Source organism: Pedobacter cryoconitis, assembly GCF_014200595.1.
GTDB classification, from domain to species: domain Bacteria; phylum Bacteroidota; class Bacteroidia; order Sphingobacteriales; family Sphingobacteriaceae; genus Pedobacter; species Pedobacter cryoconitis_C.
The window spans coordinates 153166-169610 of the sequence record NZ_JACHCG010000005.1 but is presented as its reverse complement, the minus strand read 5'-3'; the positions used below and the strand labels follow the sequence as shown (position 1 = coordinate 169610).

The 16445-nt window shown below is 39.5% G+C and carries 15 protein-coding genes and 1 riboswitch; of the genes, 8 read left to right on the top strand and 7 right to left on the bottom strand.

Translation table 11 applies throughout. The features are described 5' to 3' along the window. The first annotated feature begins 6 nt into the window (after positions 1–6). From rpsI to HDE70_RS23205, 7 genes are all read left to right on the top strand, one after another. Positions 7–393, top strand: a complete 387-nt coding sequence (rpsI, locus tag HDE70_RS23235; protein WP_068404334.1) for a 30S ribosomal protein S9 — start codon at positions 7–9, stop codon at positions 391–393. Between the two features lie 20 nt (positions 394–413). Then, positions 414–1238: a 30S ribosomal protein S2 gene (gene rpsB, locus HDE70_RS23230; protein WP_068404332.1), complete on the top strand. Its 825-nt coding sequence runs from the start codon at positions 414–416 to the stop codon at positions 1236–1238. Between the two features lie 104 nt (positions 1239–1342). Continuing rightward, a complete protein-coding gene (gene tsf / locus HDE70_RS23225) occupies positions 1343–2179 on the top strand; it encodes a translation elongation factor Ts (protein ID WP_183891973.1) in 837 nt (278 codons plus the stop codon). A gap of 96 nt (positions 2180–2275) precedes the next feature. Continuing rightward, positions 2276–3385 (top strand): N-acetylglucosamine-6-phosphate deacetylase, encoded by a 1110-nt coding sequence (gene nagA / locus HDE70_RS23220; protein ID WP_183869364.1) that lies wholly within the window; start codon positions 2276–2278, stop codon positions 3383–3385. Between the two features lie 44 nt (positions 3386–3429). Beyond that, positions 3430–4137 carry a UMP kinase gene (pyrH, locus tag HDE70_RS23215; RefSeq protein WP_068404326.1) on the top strand — a complete coding sequence of 236 codons (708 nt, stop codon included), beginning with the start codon at positions 3430–3432 and terminating at the stop codon, positions 4135–4137. Between the two features lie 40 nt (positions 4138–4177). Then, entirely contained in the window at positions 4178–4741 is a 564-nt protein-coding gene (gene frr, locus HDE70_RS23210; protein ID WP_183869365.1) for a ribosome recycling factor, read from the top strand. 95 nt (positions 4742–4836) lie between these two features. Continuing rightward, positions 4837–6576 (top strand): ABC transporter ATP-binding protein, encoded by a 1740-nt coding sequence (locus HDE70_RS23205; protein ID WP_183869366.1) that lies wholly within the window; start codon positions 4837–4839, stop codon positions 6574–6576. A 3-nt stretch (positions 6577–6579) separates the two neighbouring features. Here HDE70_RS23205 and HDE70_RS23200 read toward each other — a convergent pair whose 3' ends face one another. The 7 genes from HDE70_RS23200 to HDE70_RS23170 form a co-directional block, all read right to left on the bottom strand. Continuing rightward, positions 6580–7854, bottom strand: a complete 1275-nt coding sequence (locus HDE70_RS23200; protein ID WP_183891972.1) for an MFS transporter — start codon at positions 7852–7854, stop codon at positions 6580–6582. A 91-nt stretch (positions 7855–7945) separates the two neighbouring features. After that, positions 7946–8578: a thiamine phosphate synthase gene (locus HDE70_RS23195; protein WP_183869368.1), complete on the bottom strand. Its 633-nt coding sequence runs from the start codon at positions 8576–8578 to the stop codon at positions 7946–7948. A gap of 52 nt (positions 8579–8630) precedes the next feature. Beyond that, complete coding sequence (locus HDE70_RS23190; protein WP_183891971.1) at positions 8631–11081, bottom strand: TonB-dependent receptor; 2451 nt, start codon at positions 11079–11081, stop codon at positions 8631–8633. Positions 11082–11136: 55 nt separating this feature from the next. Next, positions 11137–11284, bottom strand: a riboswitch (TPP riboswitch). 50 nt (positions 11285–11334) lie between these two features. Further along, positions 11335–11487 (bottom strand): hypothetical protein, encoded by a 153-nt coding sequence (locus tag HDE70_RS23185; RefSeq protein ID WP_170132634.1) that lies wholly within the window; start codon positions 11485–11487, stop codon positions 11335–11337. 9 nt (positions 11488–11496) lie between these two features. Beyond that, a complete protein-coding gene (locus HDE70_RS23180) occupies positions 11497–12018 on the bottom strand; it encodes an AAA family ATPase (RefSeq protein WP_183869370.1) in 522 nt (173 codons plus the stop codon). Continuing rightward, entirely contained in the window at positions 12011–12652 is a 642-nt protein-coding gene (gene pnuC / locus HDE70_RS23175; protein WP_183869371.1) for a nicotinamide riboside transporter PnuC, read from the bottom strand. Before pnuC ends, HDE70_RS23180 begins: the two co-directional genes overlap by 8 nt. A 93-nt stretch (positions 12653–12745) precedes the next feature. Continuing rightward, positions 12746–13270 (bottom strand): hypothetical protein, encoded by a 525-nt coding sequence (locus HDE70_RS23170; protein WP_183891970.1) that lies wholly within the window; start codon positions 13268–13270, stop codon positions 12746–12748. A 305-nt stretch (positions 13271–13575) separates the two neighbouring features. On the opposite strand from HDE70_RS23170, the gene carB reads away from it, so the two are divergent. After that, positions 13576–16392, top strand: a complete 2817-nt coding sequence (gene carB / locus HDE70_RS23165; RefSeq protein WP_183891969.1) for a carbamoyl-phosphate synthase large subunit — start codon at positions 13576–13578, stop codon at positions 16390–16392. The last annotated feature ends 53 nt before the right edge of the window (positions 16393–16445 follow it).

Sequence of the window (16445 nt, the reverse complement as noted above, 5' to 3'; positions counted from 1 at the left end):
AAAGAAATGTCAGTTACTAACACTTCAGGAAGAAGAAAAACTGCTGTTGCGCGAATCTACATGCAAGAGGGCAACGGTACAATTACTGTTAACAGTAAAGATCACAAAGTATATTTCCCTACATTACCTTTACAATATATTGTAAACCAAAGTTTTGAAGTTTCAGAACTTATCGGTCAGTATGACGTAAAAGTAAACGTAGCAGGAGGTGGTATTAAAGGCCAGGCAGAAGCTGTTCGTTTAGCTATCGCTAAAGCTATTGTTGAAATAGATGCTGAGAAAAAACCGGCATTACGTGCTAAAGGGTTAATGACCCGTGATATGCGTATGGTTGAACGTAAGAAACCAGGTCGCAAGAAAGCTCGTAAAAAGTTCCAATTCAGTAAACGTTAATCTCAAGGAGGACAAAGACAATGGCAAGAACAACATATCAAGACTTATTGGATGCAGGTGTACATTTTGGTCACCTTACCCGCAAATGGAATCCGAAAATGGCACCATATATTTTTATGGAACGCAATGGGATTCACATTATAGATTTAAACAAAACTTTAACTAAAACTGAAGAAGCTGCTTCAGCGATCAAACAGATCGTAAAATCAGGTCGTAAGATCTTATTTGTAGCGACTAAGAAACAAGCTAAAGAAATCGTTGCTGATCAAGCAAGAAAAGTAAACATGCCTTTCGTAACTGAGCGTTGGTTAGGTGGTATGTTAACTAACTTCCAAACTGTACGTAAGTCAATCAAAAAGATGTCTAACATCGATAAAATGACTAAAGATGGTACTTACTCTATTCTTTCTAAGAAAGAGCGTTTGATGATCCAGCGTGAGCGTATCAAATTAGAAAGCTTATTAGGTGGTATCGCGGATTTAAACCGTTTACCAGCTGCTATCTTTTTAATTGACGTTAAAAAAGAGCATATCGCTGTTAGTGAGGCGTTGAAATTAAACATTCCAACTTTTGCAATGGTTGATACTAACTCTGATCCTTCTAACATCGATTTTCCTATTCCAGCGAATGATGATGCAACTAAATCTATCTCTTTAATTACTGATGTGATCATCAAAGCAATTGAAGAAGGTTTAGACGAGCGTAAACGTGAAAAAGATGATGAAGCTGAAAAAGAAGCTGTAGCTGCTAAAACTGCTGCTGATGCTCCTGAAACTGCTGCACCTGGCGCTAGAAGAGCAAGAAAAGAAAATGCTGAAACCGAAGAAGGTACAAGCGAAGCATAAATAATATATTTTTGGGTTGTATGTTGTGCGTTGCGGGTTCTTACTTACAACATACAATGTACAACCCATAATTTTTTAGATAAAAACTTAAAAAAGAAAATAAAATGTCAGTACAAATTTCTGCAGCAGATGTAAACAAATTACGCCAACAAACCGGTGCCGGTATGATGGATTGCAAAAAAGCATTAATAGAGGCCAATGGCGATTTCGAAGCTGCGGTTGATTACTTACGTAAAAAAGGAGCTAAAGTTGCAGCAAGTCGTCAGGATCGTGATTCTAACGAAGGTGTTGTAATCGCAAAAGCTACAGCTGACGGAAAACGTGGTGTTGTAGTTGAGTTAAACTGCGAAACAGATTTCGTAGCTAAAAATGCTGATTTCATCGCTTTAGCAAATAAATTCACTGATTTAGCGGTTGAGAAAAACCCAGCTACTTTAGAAGAATTATTAGCGCTTGAAGTTGATGGTCAAAAAGTTTCTGACATCATCGTTGAAAACACTGGTAAAATCGGAGAGAAAATTGGTATCTCTAAATTTGAAACAGTATCAGGCGAAAAAGTTATCCCTTACATCCACAGTAACTACCGTTTAGGTGTTTTGGTTGCTTTAAACCAAGCTGTTGCTGGTGCTGATGAAGCTGGAAAAGATGTAGCTATGCAAATTGCTGCAATGAACCCGGTTGCTTTAGACAAAGGAGATGTAGACACACACACGATCGAGCGTGAAATGGAAATTGCTAAAGAGCAAATCCGTGCAGAAGGTAAACCAGAAGAAATGGTTGAGAAAATTGCTGCTGGTAAACTGAACAAGTTTTACAAAGACAGTACTTTATTAAACCAGGAATTTGTTAAGGATTCTTCTAAAGACGTTCGTAAATTTTTAAATGACACAGCTAACGGTTTAACTGTTACTGCATTTAAACGTGTTCAATTAGGATCATAGTTCCTTCAATGATAAATTAAAAGGTCCCTTATTTTAAGGGACTTTTTTTTTGCCCTGTATTTTTTGCCCATATTTAAAAACTGTTAAAAACAAGATATGATAGCAATCAAGAACTCCAGATTTTTCAAAGGTGAACAGCTGATTACCGATGCGGCTGTTTTAATCGCAGATGGGTTAATCAAAGAAATTATCAAAGGCGATATCCCGGCAGGATATGAAGTCATAGACGCACAAGGGGATTATCTGACTCCCGGATTCATGGATCTGCAAATATATGGTAGCGGAGGCAATCTGTTTTCTGCTTATCCTACAGCTGAAACATTAAAACAGATGGATGCTGACCTGATCAGTAAAGGAACAACCGGTTTTCTTGCTTGTGTGGCCACCAATACACCCGATATATTTAAGCAGGCCATTGAAGCGGCTAAAGCTTATAAACCATATGCCCGTGCTTTCTTGGGCCTGCACTTAGAAGGACCTTATTTAAATCCTGAAAGATTAGGAGCCCATCCGCTGGAATATGTGCATAAAGCTACACTGGAAGAAGTAAAGGAATTAATTGAAAATTCGGACGGCGTAGTTAAGATGATGACCATTGCACATGAACTACAAGATGATGAAGTCATCAATTATTTGCTGGATCAGGGAATAGTGCTTTCTCTTGGACATAGCAATGCCAATTTTGAACAGGCAAACCATGCTTATAACAGTGGCTTTACCACAACCACGCATTTATATAACGCGATGCCTTCTATCCACCACAGAAATCCAAATTTACCAACGGCAGTTTTTAATCATCCAACCGCTATGGCCAGTATCATTGCTGACGGGGCTCACGTTGATCTTGAAATTGTCAAGATGACTTATAAATTAATGCCTGACCGCTTGTTCCTGATCACGGATGCGGTTACTGCGTGTAATATCGGGCCTTATCAGCATCAGTTGGAAGGTTCCAGATATGTAACTCCTGAAGGCACGATTTCAGGCTCTAATATCACTTTACTGGATGCAGTGCGCAATTGTGTGAACCATTGTGATATACCGGTGTCAGCAGCCTTGAATATGGCTTCAGCTCATCCGGCAAGAGTTTTGAGAATGGATGCTGAACACGGACAAATAACTATAGGAAAAACAGCAGATTTGTTATTAATCACAGACCAGTTAGCCCTTCAAAAGGTTTTTGTAGCGGGTTTAATAAACGTTTAAACATTTCAGCTTAATAATTAAAACAAATAGTTATTTTTGGAGTCATGAAGTATAAAAGGATCCTACTTAAGTTAAGCGGAGAGTCGCTAATGGGCGAAAAGCAATATGGTATTGATAATGACCGCGTTAAGCAGTACGCAGAAGATATTAAAGCCGTTCATGCACAGGGCCTGGAAATTGCAATAGTTATAGGTGGTGGTAATATTTTCAGAGGTTTGAGCGCAGAGAAATCTGGTATGGATCGTGCACAAGCTGATTATATGGGAATGTTAGCTACTGTAATTAACAGTATGGCTTTACAGGATGCACTGGAAAAAGTAGGACTTAAAACAAGATTACTTACCGCCATTAAAATGGAGCAGATCTGTGAACCATTTATTCGCAGAAGAGCAGTAAGACACCTTGAAAAAGGCCGTGTTGTTATTTTTGGTGCGGGTACTGGAAATCCTTACTTCACAACAGATTCAGCTGCGGCACTACGCGCAATTGAAATTAAAGCAGACGTAGTACTGAAAGGTACACGTGTAGATGGCATTTATACTGCTGATCCTGAAAAAGATCCGACAGCAACACGTTATACTGAAATCTCTTTCAAAGAAGTTTATTCGAAAGGATTAAACGTAATGGATATGACAGCTTTCACACTTTGCGAAGAAAATGAACTTCCTATTATCGTTTTTGATATGAATAAAACAGGGAACTTCATGAAAATTGCGCAGGGCGAAGAAATCGGAACATTAGTAAAAGGCTAAATTTAATACAAATATATTTTTTTGATAAAAAGCACAAATTATGAACGACCTCATAAAGAAACAATTACAAGATGCTCAGGCAACAATGGACAAAGCAATTGCTCATTGTGAAACTGAATTGACTAAAATACGTGCGGGTAAGGCTTCAGTAGGTATGCTGGATGGAATTATGGTTGACTATTATGGCAGTGCAACTGGTCTGGCTCAGGTAGCGAGTTTAACTACTCCTGATGCACGTACGATCCTGGTTCAGCCTTGGGAAAAAAACATGTTAGTTCCAATCGAACGCGCAATTATGGAAGCTAACATTGGTATCAATCCACAAAATGATGGTATTGTTATTCGTCTGGTAGTTCCGCCACTAACTGAAGAGCGTAGAAAAGACCTGGTAAAAAAGGTTAAAGAAGAAGCGGAACGCGGCCGTATCACAGTTCGTAACATCCGTAAAGACGCTAATGAGAAAATCAAAAAGCTGAAAGGTGAAGGAGTTTCTGATGATGAAATCAAGACAGGTGAAGGTGAAGTACAGAAAATGACGGATATCTATATTGTAAAGGTGGATAAACACGCTGAAGCAAAAGAGAAAGACGTAATGACGGTATAATCCGGATCTGCTCAAATATAATTTAAGAGTAATTAAAAGGGAATATGGCTTTTGCTATATTCCCTTTGTTTATTTTTGCGCTCTATTTTTTCAACATGAACTTATTAGTACAATATCTTAAAAATTATAAATGGATAGTTTGTCTTGCGCTGGTTCTTGCAGCCATTAACATAGGCTTTTCATTACTTGATCCTTATATCACCGGACGTATTGTGGACAGGTTCATTGAGAAAAAGGACGTGCTGAGCAGAGATCAGTTTGTCTGGGGCGTTTTAGGGCTGATTGGTCTGGGCGTCGGCGCAGCAATGGTATCCCGTATTGCAAAGAATTTCCAGGATTATTTTACCAGTATTATTGTTCAGAAAGTTGGGGCACAGATGTATGCTGATGGCCTTAAACATTCGCTGGAATTACCTTATCAGGTTTTTGAAGATCAGCGAAGCGGAGAAACGCTTGGAATCCTTCAGAAAGTAAGGCTGGACAGTGAGAAATTTATTACTTCTTTCATCAGTATTTTATTTGTCAGTTTGATCGGGATGGTTTTTGTTATCGTCTATTCCGTTACTGTAAGTTATAAAGTAACTGTAATTTATTTTCTGGCTATCCCTGTGATTAGCTTTGTGAGCTGGTTTTTAAGCCGTAAAATTAAGGTGATCCAACGTAATATTGTTGCTGAAACTACTGCATTGGCAGGTTCAACTACAGAATCCTTAAGAAATATTGAGCTGGTAAAAAGTTTAGGTCTTGCCAACCAGGAAATAGACCGCCTGAATAAGACTACCTATAAAATATTAGGATTAGAACTCAGAAAAGTCAAATATGTAAGAAGCATGAGCTTTGTACAGGGGACTACAGTGAACCTGGTGCGAAGTATTATGGTTGTAGTTTTGTTGATTCTTATTTTTGAAAATACAATCTCAGCAGGACAATATTTCTCCTTCCTGTTTTATTCATTTTTCCTTTTTGGCCCATTACAGGAGTTAGGCAATGTAATTCTTTCCTGGAGAGAGGCAGAAGTTTCCCTGGGTAATTTCAAAAAGATCCTCAGTACCCCAATTGATCAGAAACCTTTAAATCCTAAAGTGCTGAACAAAATTGAATCACTGGAGTTTTCAGGATTAAGTTTCAGACACCTCACTGGAAAAACAAATGCGCTGAACGGGATTAATTTTAAAGCCAATGATGGAGAGACTATTGCTTTTGTGGGGCCGTCAGGGTCAGGGAAAACTACTTTAGTGAAGCTTTTGGTTGGTCTTTATCAGCCAGAGGTAGGACAGGTATTATACAATGGTATTTCTAGCAAAGAGATTGATCTGGATCAGCTCAGAGAGAAAATAGGTTTTGTAACTCAGGATACACAATTGTTCTCGGGTACAATCAGAGAGAACCTTCAGTTTGTGCGTCCGGGGGCTACGGACGAAGAATGTTTGCGTGTGATGGAGCAAGCAGCCTGTCAGACACTTTTAGCACGGGCTGATAAAGGACTGGATACCGTAATCGGAGAAGGTGGAGTGAAAGTATCCGGAGGTGAAAAACAAAGGCTGTCTATCGCCAGAGCTTTATTGCGCAGACCGGATATCCTGGTATTTGATGAGGCTACTTCCTCTTTGGATTCCCTGACTGAAGAAGAGATTACCGCTACCATCAGAGAAGTTTCAGAGTTTACCAATCATATTACGATACTGATTGCACACCGGTTATCAACAATCCGTCATGCAGACCGGATTTATGTACTTGAAAAGGGGCATATCATCGAGCAGGGCAAACACGCAGACCTGTTAGAAGAGAAAGGATTGTATTATGCCATGTGGAGACAGCAGGTAGGAGAAAGATAAGGCTTAAACTGTTTCTTCGTGAATATCCTGTAAGGTGAGGCCAAGCAGGCTTTTAGTTTTGGTATAGGTGATCCCTGCAATGATTATAGTCATACAGCCACCAAACACTACTGCTGGAACAGTTCTCATTAATTTTGCAGTAAGTCCGGATTCAAAAGCACCGATTTCGTTAGAAGAACCGATAAACATACTGTTTACAGCTGATACCCTGCCACGCATACGGTCGGGTGTCAGTAACTGCATGATTGTAGACCGGATCAGGACGCTGACGCTATCAAATGCGCCTTCCATGAACAGGAACACCAAAGTCAGATAGAAGTTCTTAGAAAGGCCGTAACAGATAATGCTTGTGCCGAAGCCAACTACAGCTACCAGCAGGTTTCTCCACGGTTTGTTCATCGGTGAGATCCTGGTCATAACCAGCATGGTCAGCACTGCGCCTGCCGAGGCTGCCGCACGCATAAAACCGAGCCCTTCAGAACCCACATTTAAAATATCATTCGCAAAAACAGGCAATAAAGCAACTGCGCCGCCAAAAAATACGGAGAACAAATCAAGACTCATTGCACCCAGCATCATTTTACTCTTGAATACGAACTGTACACCTTCTGTGAGGCTTTTCATAATACTTTCCTTAGGAATATATTTTGGCGGATGTGATTTCAGAAAAAATACACAGACTAGAGCGATCAGTATAAAAGCGATAATTACTGTGTAAGTGACCGTGATGCCGTAAAAGCCGTAAACCAGTCCTCCAACGGCAGGCCCTAAAATAGAGGCTGTCATGTAAGAAGAACTGTTCCAGGTACTGGAATTGGGATAAAGTTCTCTGGGAATGGTCATAGCCATCAAAGAAGAAGTAGCCGGACTAAAGAACCCTCTGGCTATTCCTATCCCGAATACCATACAATACATAATCGGGATGATATAACTTTCCGGAACATAAGGATGCATTTGAGGAGAAGTTGCAACCAGCATGATCAGTGAGCAGGTAAAAACACCAAGGAATATTTTCAGTAAAAGCCCTCTCTTTTCAGACTTATCGGCAACATAACCTCCATAGAGTGCAATCCCAATAGCAGGGAGTGCTTCACAAAGACCAACCAGCCCTAAAGAAAGCGGATCTTTGGTTAAGTGATAAATGTGAAAGCCGATAATTACAGCTTGCATCTGATAGGCAAACGTAAAAAAGAAACGCATACCAAGGAAAGATCTGAATTCCCTGTAGCGCAGGGCGGCGTAAGGATCTTGTTTATCTACAATTGTGGGACTGTCCAAAGGAAAATGATTTGAAACAAATGTATATTATAAGCAAGTCTTTTTGAAATGTAATGTCAAATATGACAAAGCCATATTTGACATTACTAAATTATTTTACAAGAGCATAGAAATCCTCGTAGGCATGCTTCATGTTTTCGGCCTGGTTGATTGCAGAAGAAACTGCAATTCCAAAGATGCCCGTTTCCAATAAAGCTTCCACATCAGTTAACTTCACACCACCAACAGCTAATACCGGAAGGTCAATCTCTTTTTCTTTTAAGACAGCGGCGATTTTTGCATAACCTTCCAGGCCTAACCATGGAGAATTGTTTGGCTTGGTATCGGTATGGCTGAATGGGCCACAGCCTGCATAGTCGGCACCTTCTTCGGCTAGCCTCAGTAACCCTTCTAAAGTATTGGAAGAACCACCAATCGTAATATCTTCTCCTAATTGCTCACGTAATGCGTTGAAATCTGCATCCATGTCTTCGATATGAAAGCCTTGGATATCTGCTTTTCTGTTTAAATGGATGTGATTGGTTACAATCAGTGTTGCGCCCCAGTCATCACAAATTTCTGCGATGGCGTTAATATCCTTTAAAAGAGCTTCATCATCCTTCGTCAAACAACGGTATTGAACCCATTTTGCACCTGCTTCACAAGCTAGTTGTGCCTGTTCAATATGCGTTAAGGCATCAATATCATGTGTGATAAACTGAAGCTTTTCGATGAATTTTTTCATTTGTATATTTCTTGTTAAAGATGTTCTTATTAAAATTTGCTAAAGTTAAATCTTAAAACTTAACATTTAAGGATAATAAGAGGTTAGTTCCCGCTTGCGGGAAATAGAAATTCTCTGTTACCCGGTTACCGCCACTATAAGATCCATAAGTATAGCCATTACTCTCGTATTTTTTGTCGAGGATGTTATTGATCAGTAAACCGATGTTCATGTTTTTCACTCCTTTAAAACTGAAATCATAACCTAAACGGACATTATTTACCCAGTAACCATTCAGTTTTCTGCCTTCATTCTGTGTATTGTCCATATATTGTTTGCTCACATATTTACTTTGTAAAGCTACAGCGAAACTGGTGAATGGTTTATAAACCAGCTCTCCGAATAGTACCGCATCCGGTGAAAAAGAAATGTTAGTATTGGTGTAATTGTAGGTATCCTCTTTGTTCGTATCATAATTAAAAATGAACTCAGAGAAATCTTTAATTTTATTTCTGCTCAATGCAGCATTGGCATTAATCAGAAAGTGACGGCTTAAGGTGTAAGATCCATCAAACTCAACTCCAATTCTGGAGCTGTTAGGGACGTTCTGACGGATAGAAGCCCCGACATCACTTAGTTTTCCAGTTACCACCAGCTGATCTTTATAGAACATGCCATATACGTTCACACCTGCGCTGTATTGTGCATCTTTGATCCGGTATCCGGCTTCTACGTTATATAACCTTTCCGGATGTGGAAGAGTACCTGCATTTGCATTCACATAGTCATCCCGGTTACCCTCTTTGTTGGCAATACTCAAAGAAGCATAAATATTGCTTTTTGGGTTTACAAAATAAGAGGCACCAAGCTTTGGATTGAAGAAATTCAGCTTATCATGGATGTTTAAGGGAAGTAAGTCATTGTCCTTACCTGTAATATCATAATTCAGTCTTCTGTATTGCAGGTCTGCAAATAAGTTCAGTTTTTCAACAGGGCTATAAGAAACCTTTGCATAAATATTGAAATCATTTTTATTTCCGTCTCCATCGTAATAATGGTCAGAGTTATTCAGGTTTGAAGAAATTTGTGACCAGTTGATCTGGCCATAATGCTGACCACGGTACTGGTTATAGGCACCACCCACTGTGAAATTCAGCTGAGAAGATGCTTTGTAATTGAAACTATAAGTTGCGCCGTAAAAATTATTATTTAACCAGCGTCTGCGCACAAGATCCGTTGTCAATACGGGTGCACCATTGATAATTGGATTTTCTAAACCATAATCGGCAAATTTTTGTCCGGCTTTAAATTCTTCGTAATAACCTCTTCCATAGGTATAATGCAGGGCGCCATTGAAAGAGAATTTATCATTAAACTGTTTCGCATACAAGACCTGGTAATGATCCTGCCAGTAGTTATCATTTTGATCTTTGTATAGGAATGAATTATACTTTCTGTTATCCGCGGTTAATAGGTTCGCAGCATCAGCGCCGGTTATTCCATTTCTTTCGATATAATCATTGATCCCTTGTACATCCCCTCTTAACTTCGACTCCGGAACACCGTTCCAGGACTGGTAAGTTTTCTCTGAACCAGAAAAGACATTAATCCGTAACAGATCAGTTTTTCCATGGTAAGCACCAGACAAGAAATAAGATTTTAATAAGGATGCACCACGGTCTACAAAACCATCAGACTGTATTCTTGATAAGCGGCCGTCAAAACTGAATTTATTATCAATCAGACCTGTTCCGATTTTTACCGTGTTTTTTAGCGTGTTGAAAGAGCCATACGTACTGTTAACTTCTGCATAAGGCTCTAAACCTGGTGCAGAAGTCTGTATGTTCAAGCTTCCGCCAAATGCACCGGCACCATTTGTAGAGGTTCCTACACCACGCTGAATCTGGATACTCTCTACCGAGGAAGCAAAATCAGGCATATTTACCCAGAATGAGCCCTGACTTTCAGAGTCGTTTAAAGGAATTCCGTTAACAGTCACATTAACCCTTGTCGCATCACTTCCTCTGATCCGGATACCGGTATAACCTACTCCGGTTCCTGCATCTGAAGTGACTACCACACCTGGCGTATTGTTGATAATGAAAGGCAAATCCTGTCCGAAGTTATTAGCCTCAATATCAGATTTACTCACGTTTTTATAAGTTGTACCTGATTTTTCTGTAGCTCTGGTAGCCATGACAATAACTTCATCTGCCAGGTAAGCTGAAGGTTCAAGCTTGAAATCGATCTGCTGATCTCCATTGACTTCAATAGTTTTGTGCTGTGTTTCATAACCGACAAAACTTACGGTCAGTACATATTTACCGGCTTTAACGTTTTTAAGCTGATATGCGCCATTCGCATTGCTGCTGGAGCCAATACTTGTGTTTTTTAAACTGATAGTTGCTCCCGGTAAACTGGTCTGCTTTGTTTTTTCGGAAACTGATCCCGAAATTGTGAATTGCGCACTGGCAAATACAGGTAGAAGGAACACAGCTATAACTGCGATCAATAATGTTTTCAATTTGCTACTGTTTTTTAGTAAAACCTGTTGTACATAGGGCTAATACAACATAATTAAACTCCATAACTCCAATCCCTCCGCCGGCATTACCCGGATCAGGTGCATATTTGAAGCGCATGAAATCAATTCAGCACTCAAATAATGGGTATGATCTCAGCCTGTCTTTGTGTTTTTTACAAAACAAGGCACCCCTTTTGATATCGGCAAATGTATAAAATATTTTAGATATAGCAATTTAGCAACGCTTGTACCGTTATTCTATATCTTCTTTCTCGCTTTGTGCATTCGTATATCCTTGAGAATATTTGATACTTCCCCAGGCAGTTAACATCGTAATGATATCTTCATCTTTAATCGGGCCGGTCAGCTGACTTTTACAATACTCTAAAAATTCTGTTTCGTTCATTTCGTATTCTTATTTTCTTTCCAAAAATTTATCTATTGCGGTAATCGCATTTTGTAATCTGTCTTCAATCCCGCTGATCACTACGTAATCAGCACCCAGATTTTTCAATTCTTTATGCCAGATCGCCATAAAATGCTCGCGCATATGCGGGAAATCACGTTGCGGATCTTCCTGCCATGGCAAGTCAATATTCAGCAGTAAGTAATGGTCATAGGTTCTCAATGGCAAAGCATCCAGTACGAGCTGCGGAGTCTCACCCAGCATCTCATCGCTCCATATTTTTACCGTTAAAAATGTGGTATCGCAGAAAATCATTTCTTGCTCTGCAATAGCCAGGATTGATTCTTCAAGGGCCTGCTGTCCATGAAACATGTTAATTTCATCCTGCATGGTACAAGGGGCTGTTAAAGCTGCGCAGTAATATCTGGCAAACTCAGGCACCCATAGCGTATGGTAATGTTTAGCCAGTAATTTTGTCAATGTGGACTTTCCTGTGCTTTCAGGGCCAACGATAGCTATTTTTTTAGTCATGACTTTCCAATGTAATTTCTGTTTCCAATCTTGATTTTTTCCATCCCTGGTAACCTACCCAGGCGATATAAACATATAAAGCATACATAATTGCAGTAGCATAAAGATCTTTTGAAATATAAACGCCCACGTAAATGATATCAACAAAAATCCAGATCAGCCAGTTTTGTAATACTTTTCTGGCAAGGAATATTTGAGCGACCAGGCTGCATGCCGTACAAAAGCTGTCTAAAAATGGATAGGATGCTTTAGTAAAATAGTGGAGCAAAGTTCCGGGAAGGATAGTTAAAAGGATGACTGCAAGTGCAGATAAGGCCATTTCTTTAGTGGTAATCACGCTGACTGGTCTGGAAGATTCAGGGTTATTCCTGTTTTTGCTCCAGAAATACCAGCCGTAGGCATTAGTGACCAGGAAATAGACTTGCAGGCCCATGTCTGAGTATAATTTACTTTCAAAAAAAATGAAAATATAGATCAGTACACTGATAATAGCAAGCGGCCAGTTCAGAATATTATTTTTCGCTGCCAGCCATACACAAAGTGTTCCGGTAATGACACCGCACCATTCCAGCCAGCTGGTTATTCTGAAAAAATGTTCAATACTTTCTCTGACTACATCGAGTATAGCTACCATGCGTCAAATGTAAAAAAATCCAGCAGAGATGAACGTCTCAGACCGGATTTTTAAACCAGACAAAGATTCAATAGCTATGCCGAACTGGCCTTTTTATTTTTTACTGGCGGGTGAAGAGCTGAAACTTAAAGAAGTTCTAACACTTACATCCTTCGTTAAATTCTCTCTTAATACGTATTCCAATCGTATTTTAACACTATTTCCTTTAACATACTTGTCTACAAAAAGAGAATTATCGATATCTAATACCAGAGAAGATCCGATATGTTCTGAAACATCACTTCTTGAAGCGACCATGACCTCGCCACTGGTTCCGGTTGAAACAAATACTTTGATAGACTTAAACATGCCCATGCTTTTGTCATTCGGATCAGACGCCATAATCCTTGCCGAAGCAATTCTGACATCCCTGATATAATCACTTCCACTTTGATTCCCGAATATTTCATCAAAACTGCTGGCAGTACTTGTAACTGAGGCTACCGTATCTGCTTTTGAAGCTTTAGAAATAACCAGTGTGGCAGTGTATGGGAAACTGGATTTGATAATGGACTGGACAGTTCCGCATCCGCTTAATAAGATAACAGCAGCAAAGACTGTAAATAGTAATTTTTTCATTGTTTTTTATAAAGTATGACAGCGTTAAAGCTCCTCTATTAACGCCTAAAAGTTGTTCAAAGTACGCTATTAAAAATGAAACTGCTTCTGGAGCTTAATAATCCCACTTTTTAACTACAATTAGCATAGACTTTATTTAAGAAATTCTTTAAAAAAAACTGAATTATTACAGGCTAATGATGTATCTTTGCATCCCGACAGAACAGTCGGGATTCTTTAGCAATAGCACGTAAAATCTCGCCCAGCTATCAGTCTTACAAGACGAACATTTTTTAACAAAACACTTTAGACTTTTTTAAAGCCTTATGCCTAAAGACACCTCCATACGTTCAGTATTGATTATCGGTTCCGGACCTATTATTATTGGCCAAGCCTGTGAGTTTGATTACTCCGGATCCCAAGCTGCCTTATCCTTAAAAGAAGAAGGAATTGAAGTTTCTATTATAAACTCCAATCCTGCAACTATTATGACTGATAAGATCATTGCAGACCATGTTTACCTCAGACCTTTAACGGTAGACTCTATTGAGCAGATTTTAATAGAGCGGAAAATTGATGCTGTATTACCAACAATGGGAGGGCAAACTGCCTTAAACCTTTGTAAGGAAGCTGAAGAACGTGGTGTTTGGGAAAAACATGGCGTTAAAGTAATTGGCGTTGATGTTGCTGCAATTGAAAAAACAGAAAACAGAGAAGCTTTCCGCCAGTTAATGGTAGATATAGGTGTGGGTGTTGCACCCTCAAAAATTGCAAACTCTTTCCTTGAAGGTAAAGAAGCGGCACAGGAAATCGGTTATCCGCTGGTTATCCGTCCTTCTTATACGCTGGGTGGATCAGGTGGTGGTTTTGTACACAAGAAAGAAGAATTTGATGCTGCGCTGAAACGTGGTCTTGAAGCTTCTCCAACACACGAGGTATTAGTAGAGAAAGCCGTTTTAGGCTGGAAAGAATATGAGCTGGAGTTATTAAGAGACAGCAATGATAACGTGATTATCATTTGCTCGATTGAAAACTTTGACCCGATGGGTATTCATACTGGTGATTCTATTACAGTTGCACCAGCAATGACTTTATCTGATACCTGTTACCAGGAAATGCGTAACCAGGCGATCAAAATGATGCGTGCGATTGGTACTTTCGCAGGTGGATGTAATGTACAGTTCTCAGTTAACCCTGATAACGACGATATCATCGCCATCGAAATTAACCCAAGGGTTTCCCGTTCGTCAGCACTGGCAAGTAAGGCAACTGGTTATCCGATTGCTAAAATTGCTTCTAAACTGGCTATTGGTTATAACCTGGATGAAATCGAAAATCAGATTACTAAAACTACTTCGGCTTACTTTGAGCCTACGTTAGATTATGTAATCGTTAAAATACCCCGCTGGAACTTTGATAAATTCAAAGGTGCGAACATGGAGTTAGGTTTACAGATGAAATCTGTTGGTGAAGTTATGGCTATTGGCCGCAGCTTTATCGAAGCCCTTCAAAAAGCATGTCAGAGTTTAGAAATCGGACGCGCTGGTTTAGGTGCCGATGGAAAACACAACAGAAGTATCGAAGAGATTATGCACGGTTTGGAACATCCAAGCTGGAACCGCTTATTCCTGATCAAGGATGCAATGAGCATGGGTGTTCCATTGGAGTCTATCCGTAAAGTGACCAGAATCGATAAATGGTTCTTAGCACAGATCCAGGAACTGGTACAGCTGGAAACAGAATTAAAACGTTATTCATTAAATAATATACCGAAGGAATTCTTCTTCACCCTGAAACAAAAAGGATTTTCTGATATCCAGATTGCTTACCTGTTAGGTAATGTAACTGAGGATGAGGTTTATGACCGCAGAAAATCACTGGGCATCAGAAGAGTTTATAAAATGGTGGATACTTGTGCTGCTGAATTCTCTGCACAGACTCCATACTACTACTCAACTTTTGAGGAAGAGAATGAATCTATCCCTACTGATAAAAAGAAAATCATTGTATTAGGTTCAGGCCCGAACCGTATTGGTCAGGGTATTGAATTCGATTACTCTTGTGTGCATGGTTTACTGGCAGCAAAAGAAAGCGGATTTGAATCGATCATGATCAACTGTAATCCTGAGACGGTTTCTACAGATTTCAACATGGCTGACAAGTTATACTTTGAGCCGGTATTCTGGGAACATGTGCGTGAAATCATCGAACTGGAAAACCCGGTAGGTGTAATCGTACAATTAGGTGGTCAGACTGCTTTGAAAATGGCAGAAAAACTTCATGAGAATGGTATTAAGATCATCGGAACATCTTATAATGATATGGATGTTGCTGAAGACCGTGGCCGTTTCTCAGACTTGTTAAAAGAACTGGATATTCCTTATCCTAAATATGGTGTTGCGGAAAATGCGGAAGAGGCTATCGTGGTAGCTAATGAAGTAGGTTATCCGGTACTGGTTCGTCCTAGTTATGTATTAGGTGGACAAGGAATGAGCATTGTCATCAACGATGAGGATCTGGAAAAAGCAGTAGTGAAGTTATTGGGTGATTTACCGGGTAACAGAGTACTGATTGACCATTTCCTTGACAGAGCAGAAGAAACTGAGTCAGATTCAATCTGTGATGGTGAGGATGTACATATTGTAGGTTTAATGGAGCATATTGAGCCAGCTGGTATCCACTCCGGAGATTCATTTGCGGTATTACCTCCATTCAGTCTTTCTGCCAAAGTAATGGAAAGCATGGAGACTTACTCGAAGAAAATTGCCAGAGCATTAAATGTAATCGGTTTACTGAACATTCAGTTTGCTGTGAAGGACGAGAAGGTTTATGTAATCGAGGCGAATCCAAGAGCTTCCAGAACTGTTCCTTTCATCGCTAAAGCATATGATGTTCCTTATATCAATATCGCAGCTAAAATCATGTTAGGTGTGAACAAACTGAAAGATTTCACAATTGAGCGTAAATTAGAGGGATATGCGATTAAGGAGCCTGTTTTCTCTTACGATAAATTCCCTGAAGTACCAAAGGAGTTAGGCCCTGAGATGAAATCAACTGGTGAATCTATCCGGTTTATCAAAGATCTGGAAGATCCGTATTTCAGAAAGCTTTATAAAGACAAATCGATGTATTTATCGAAATAATTAAAAGTTAAGACATAAAAAAGTCCCGTAATTTACGGGACTTTTTTATGTCT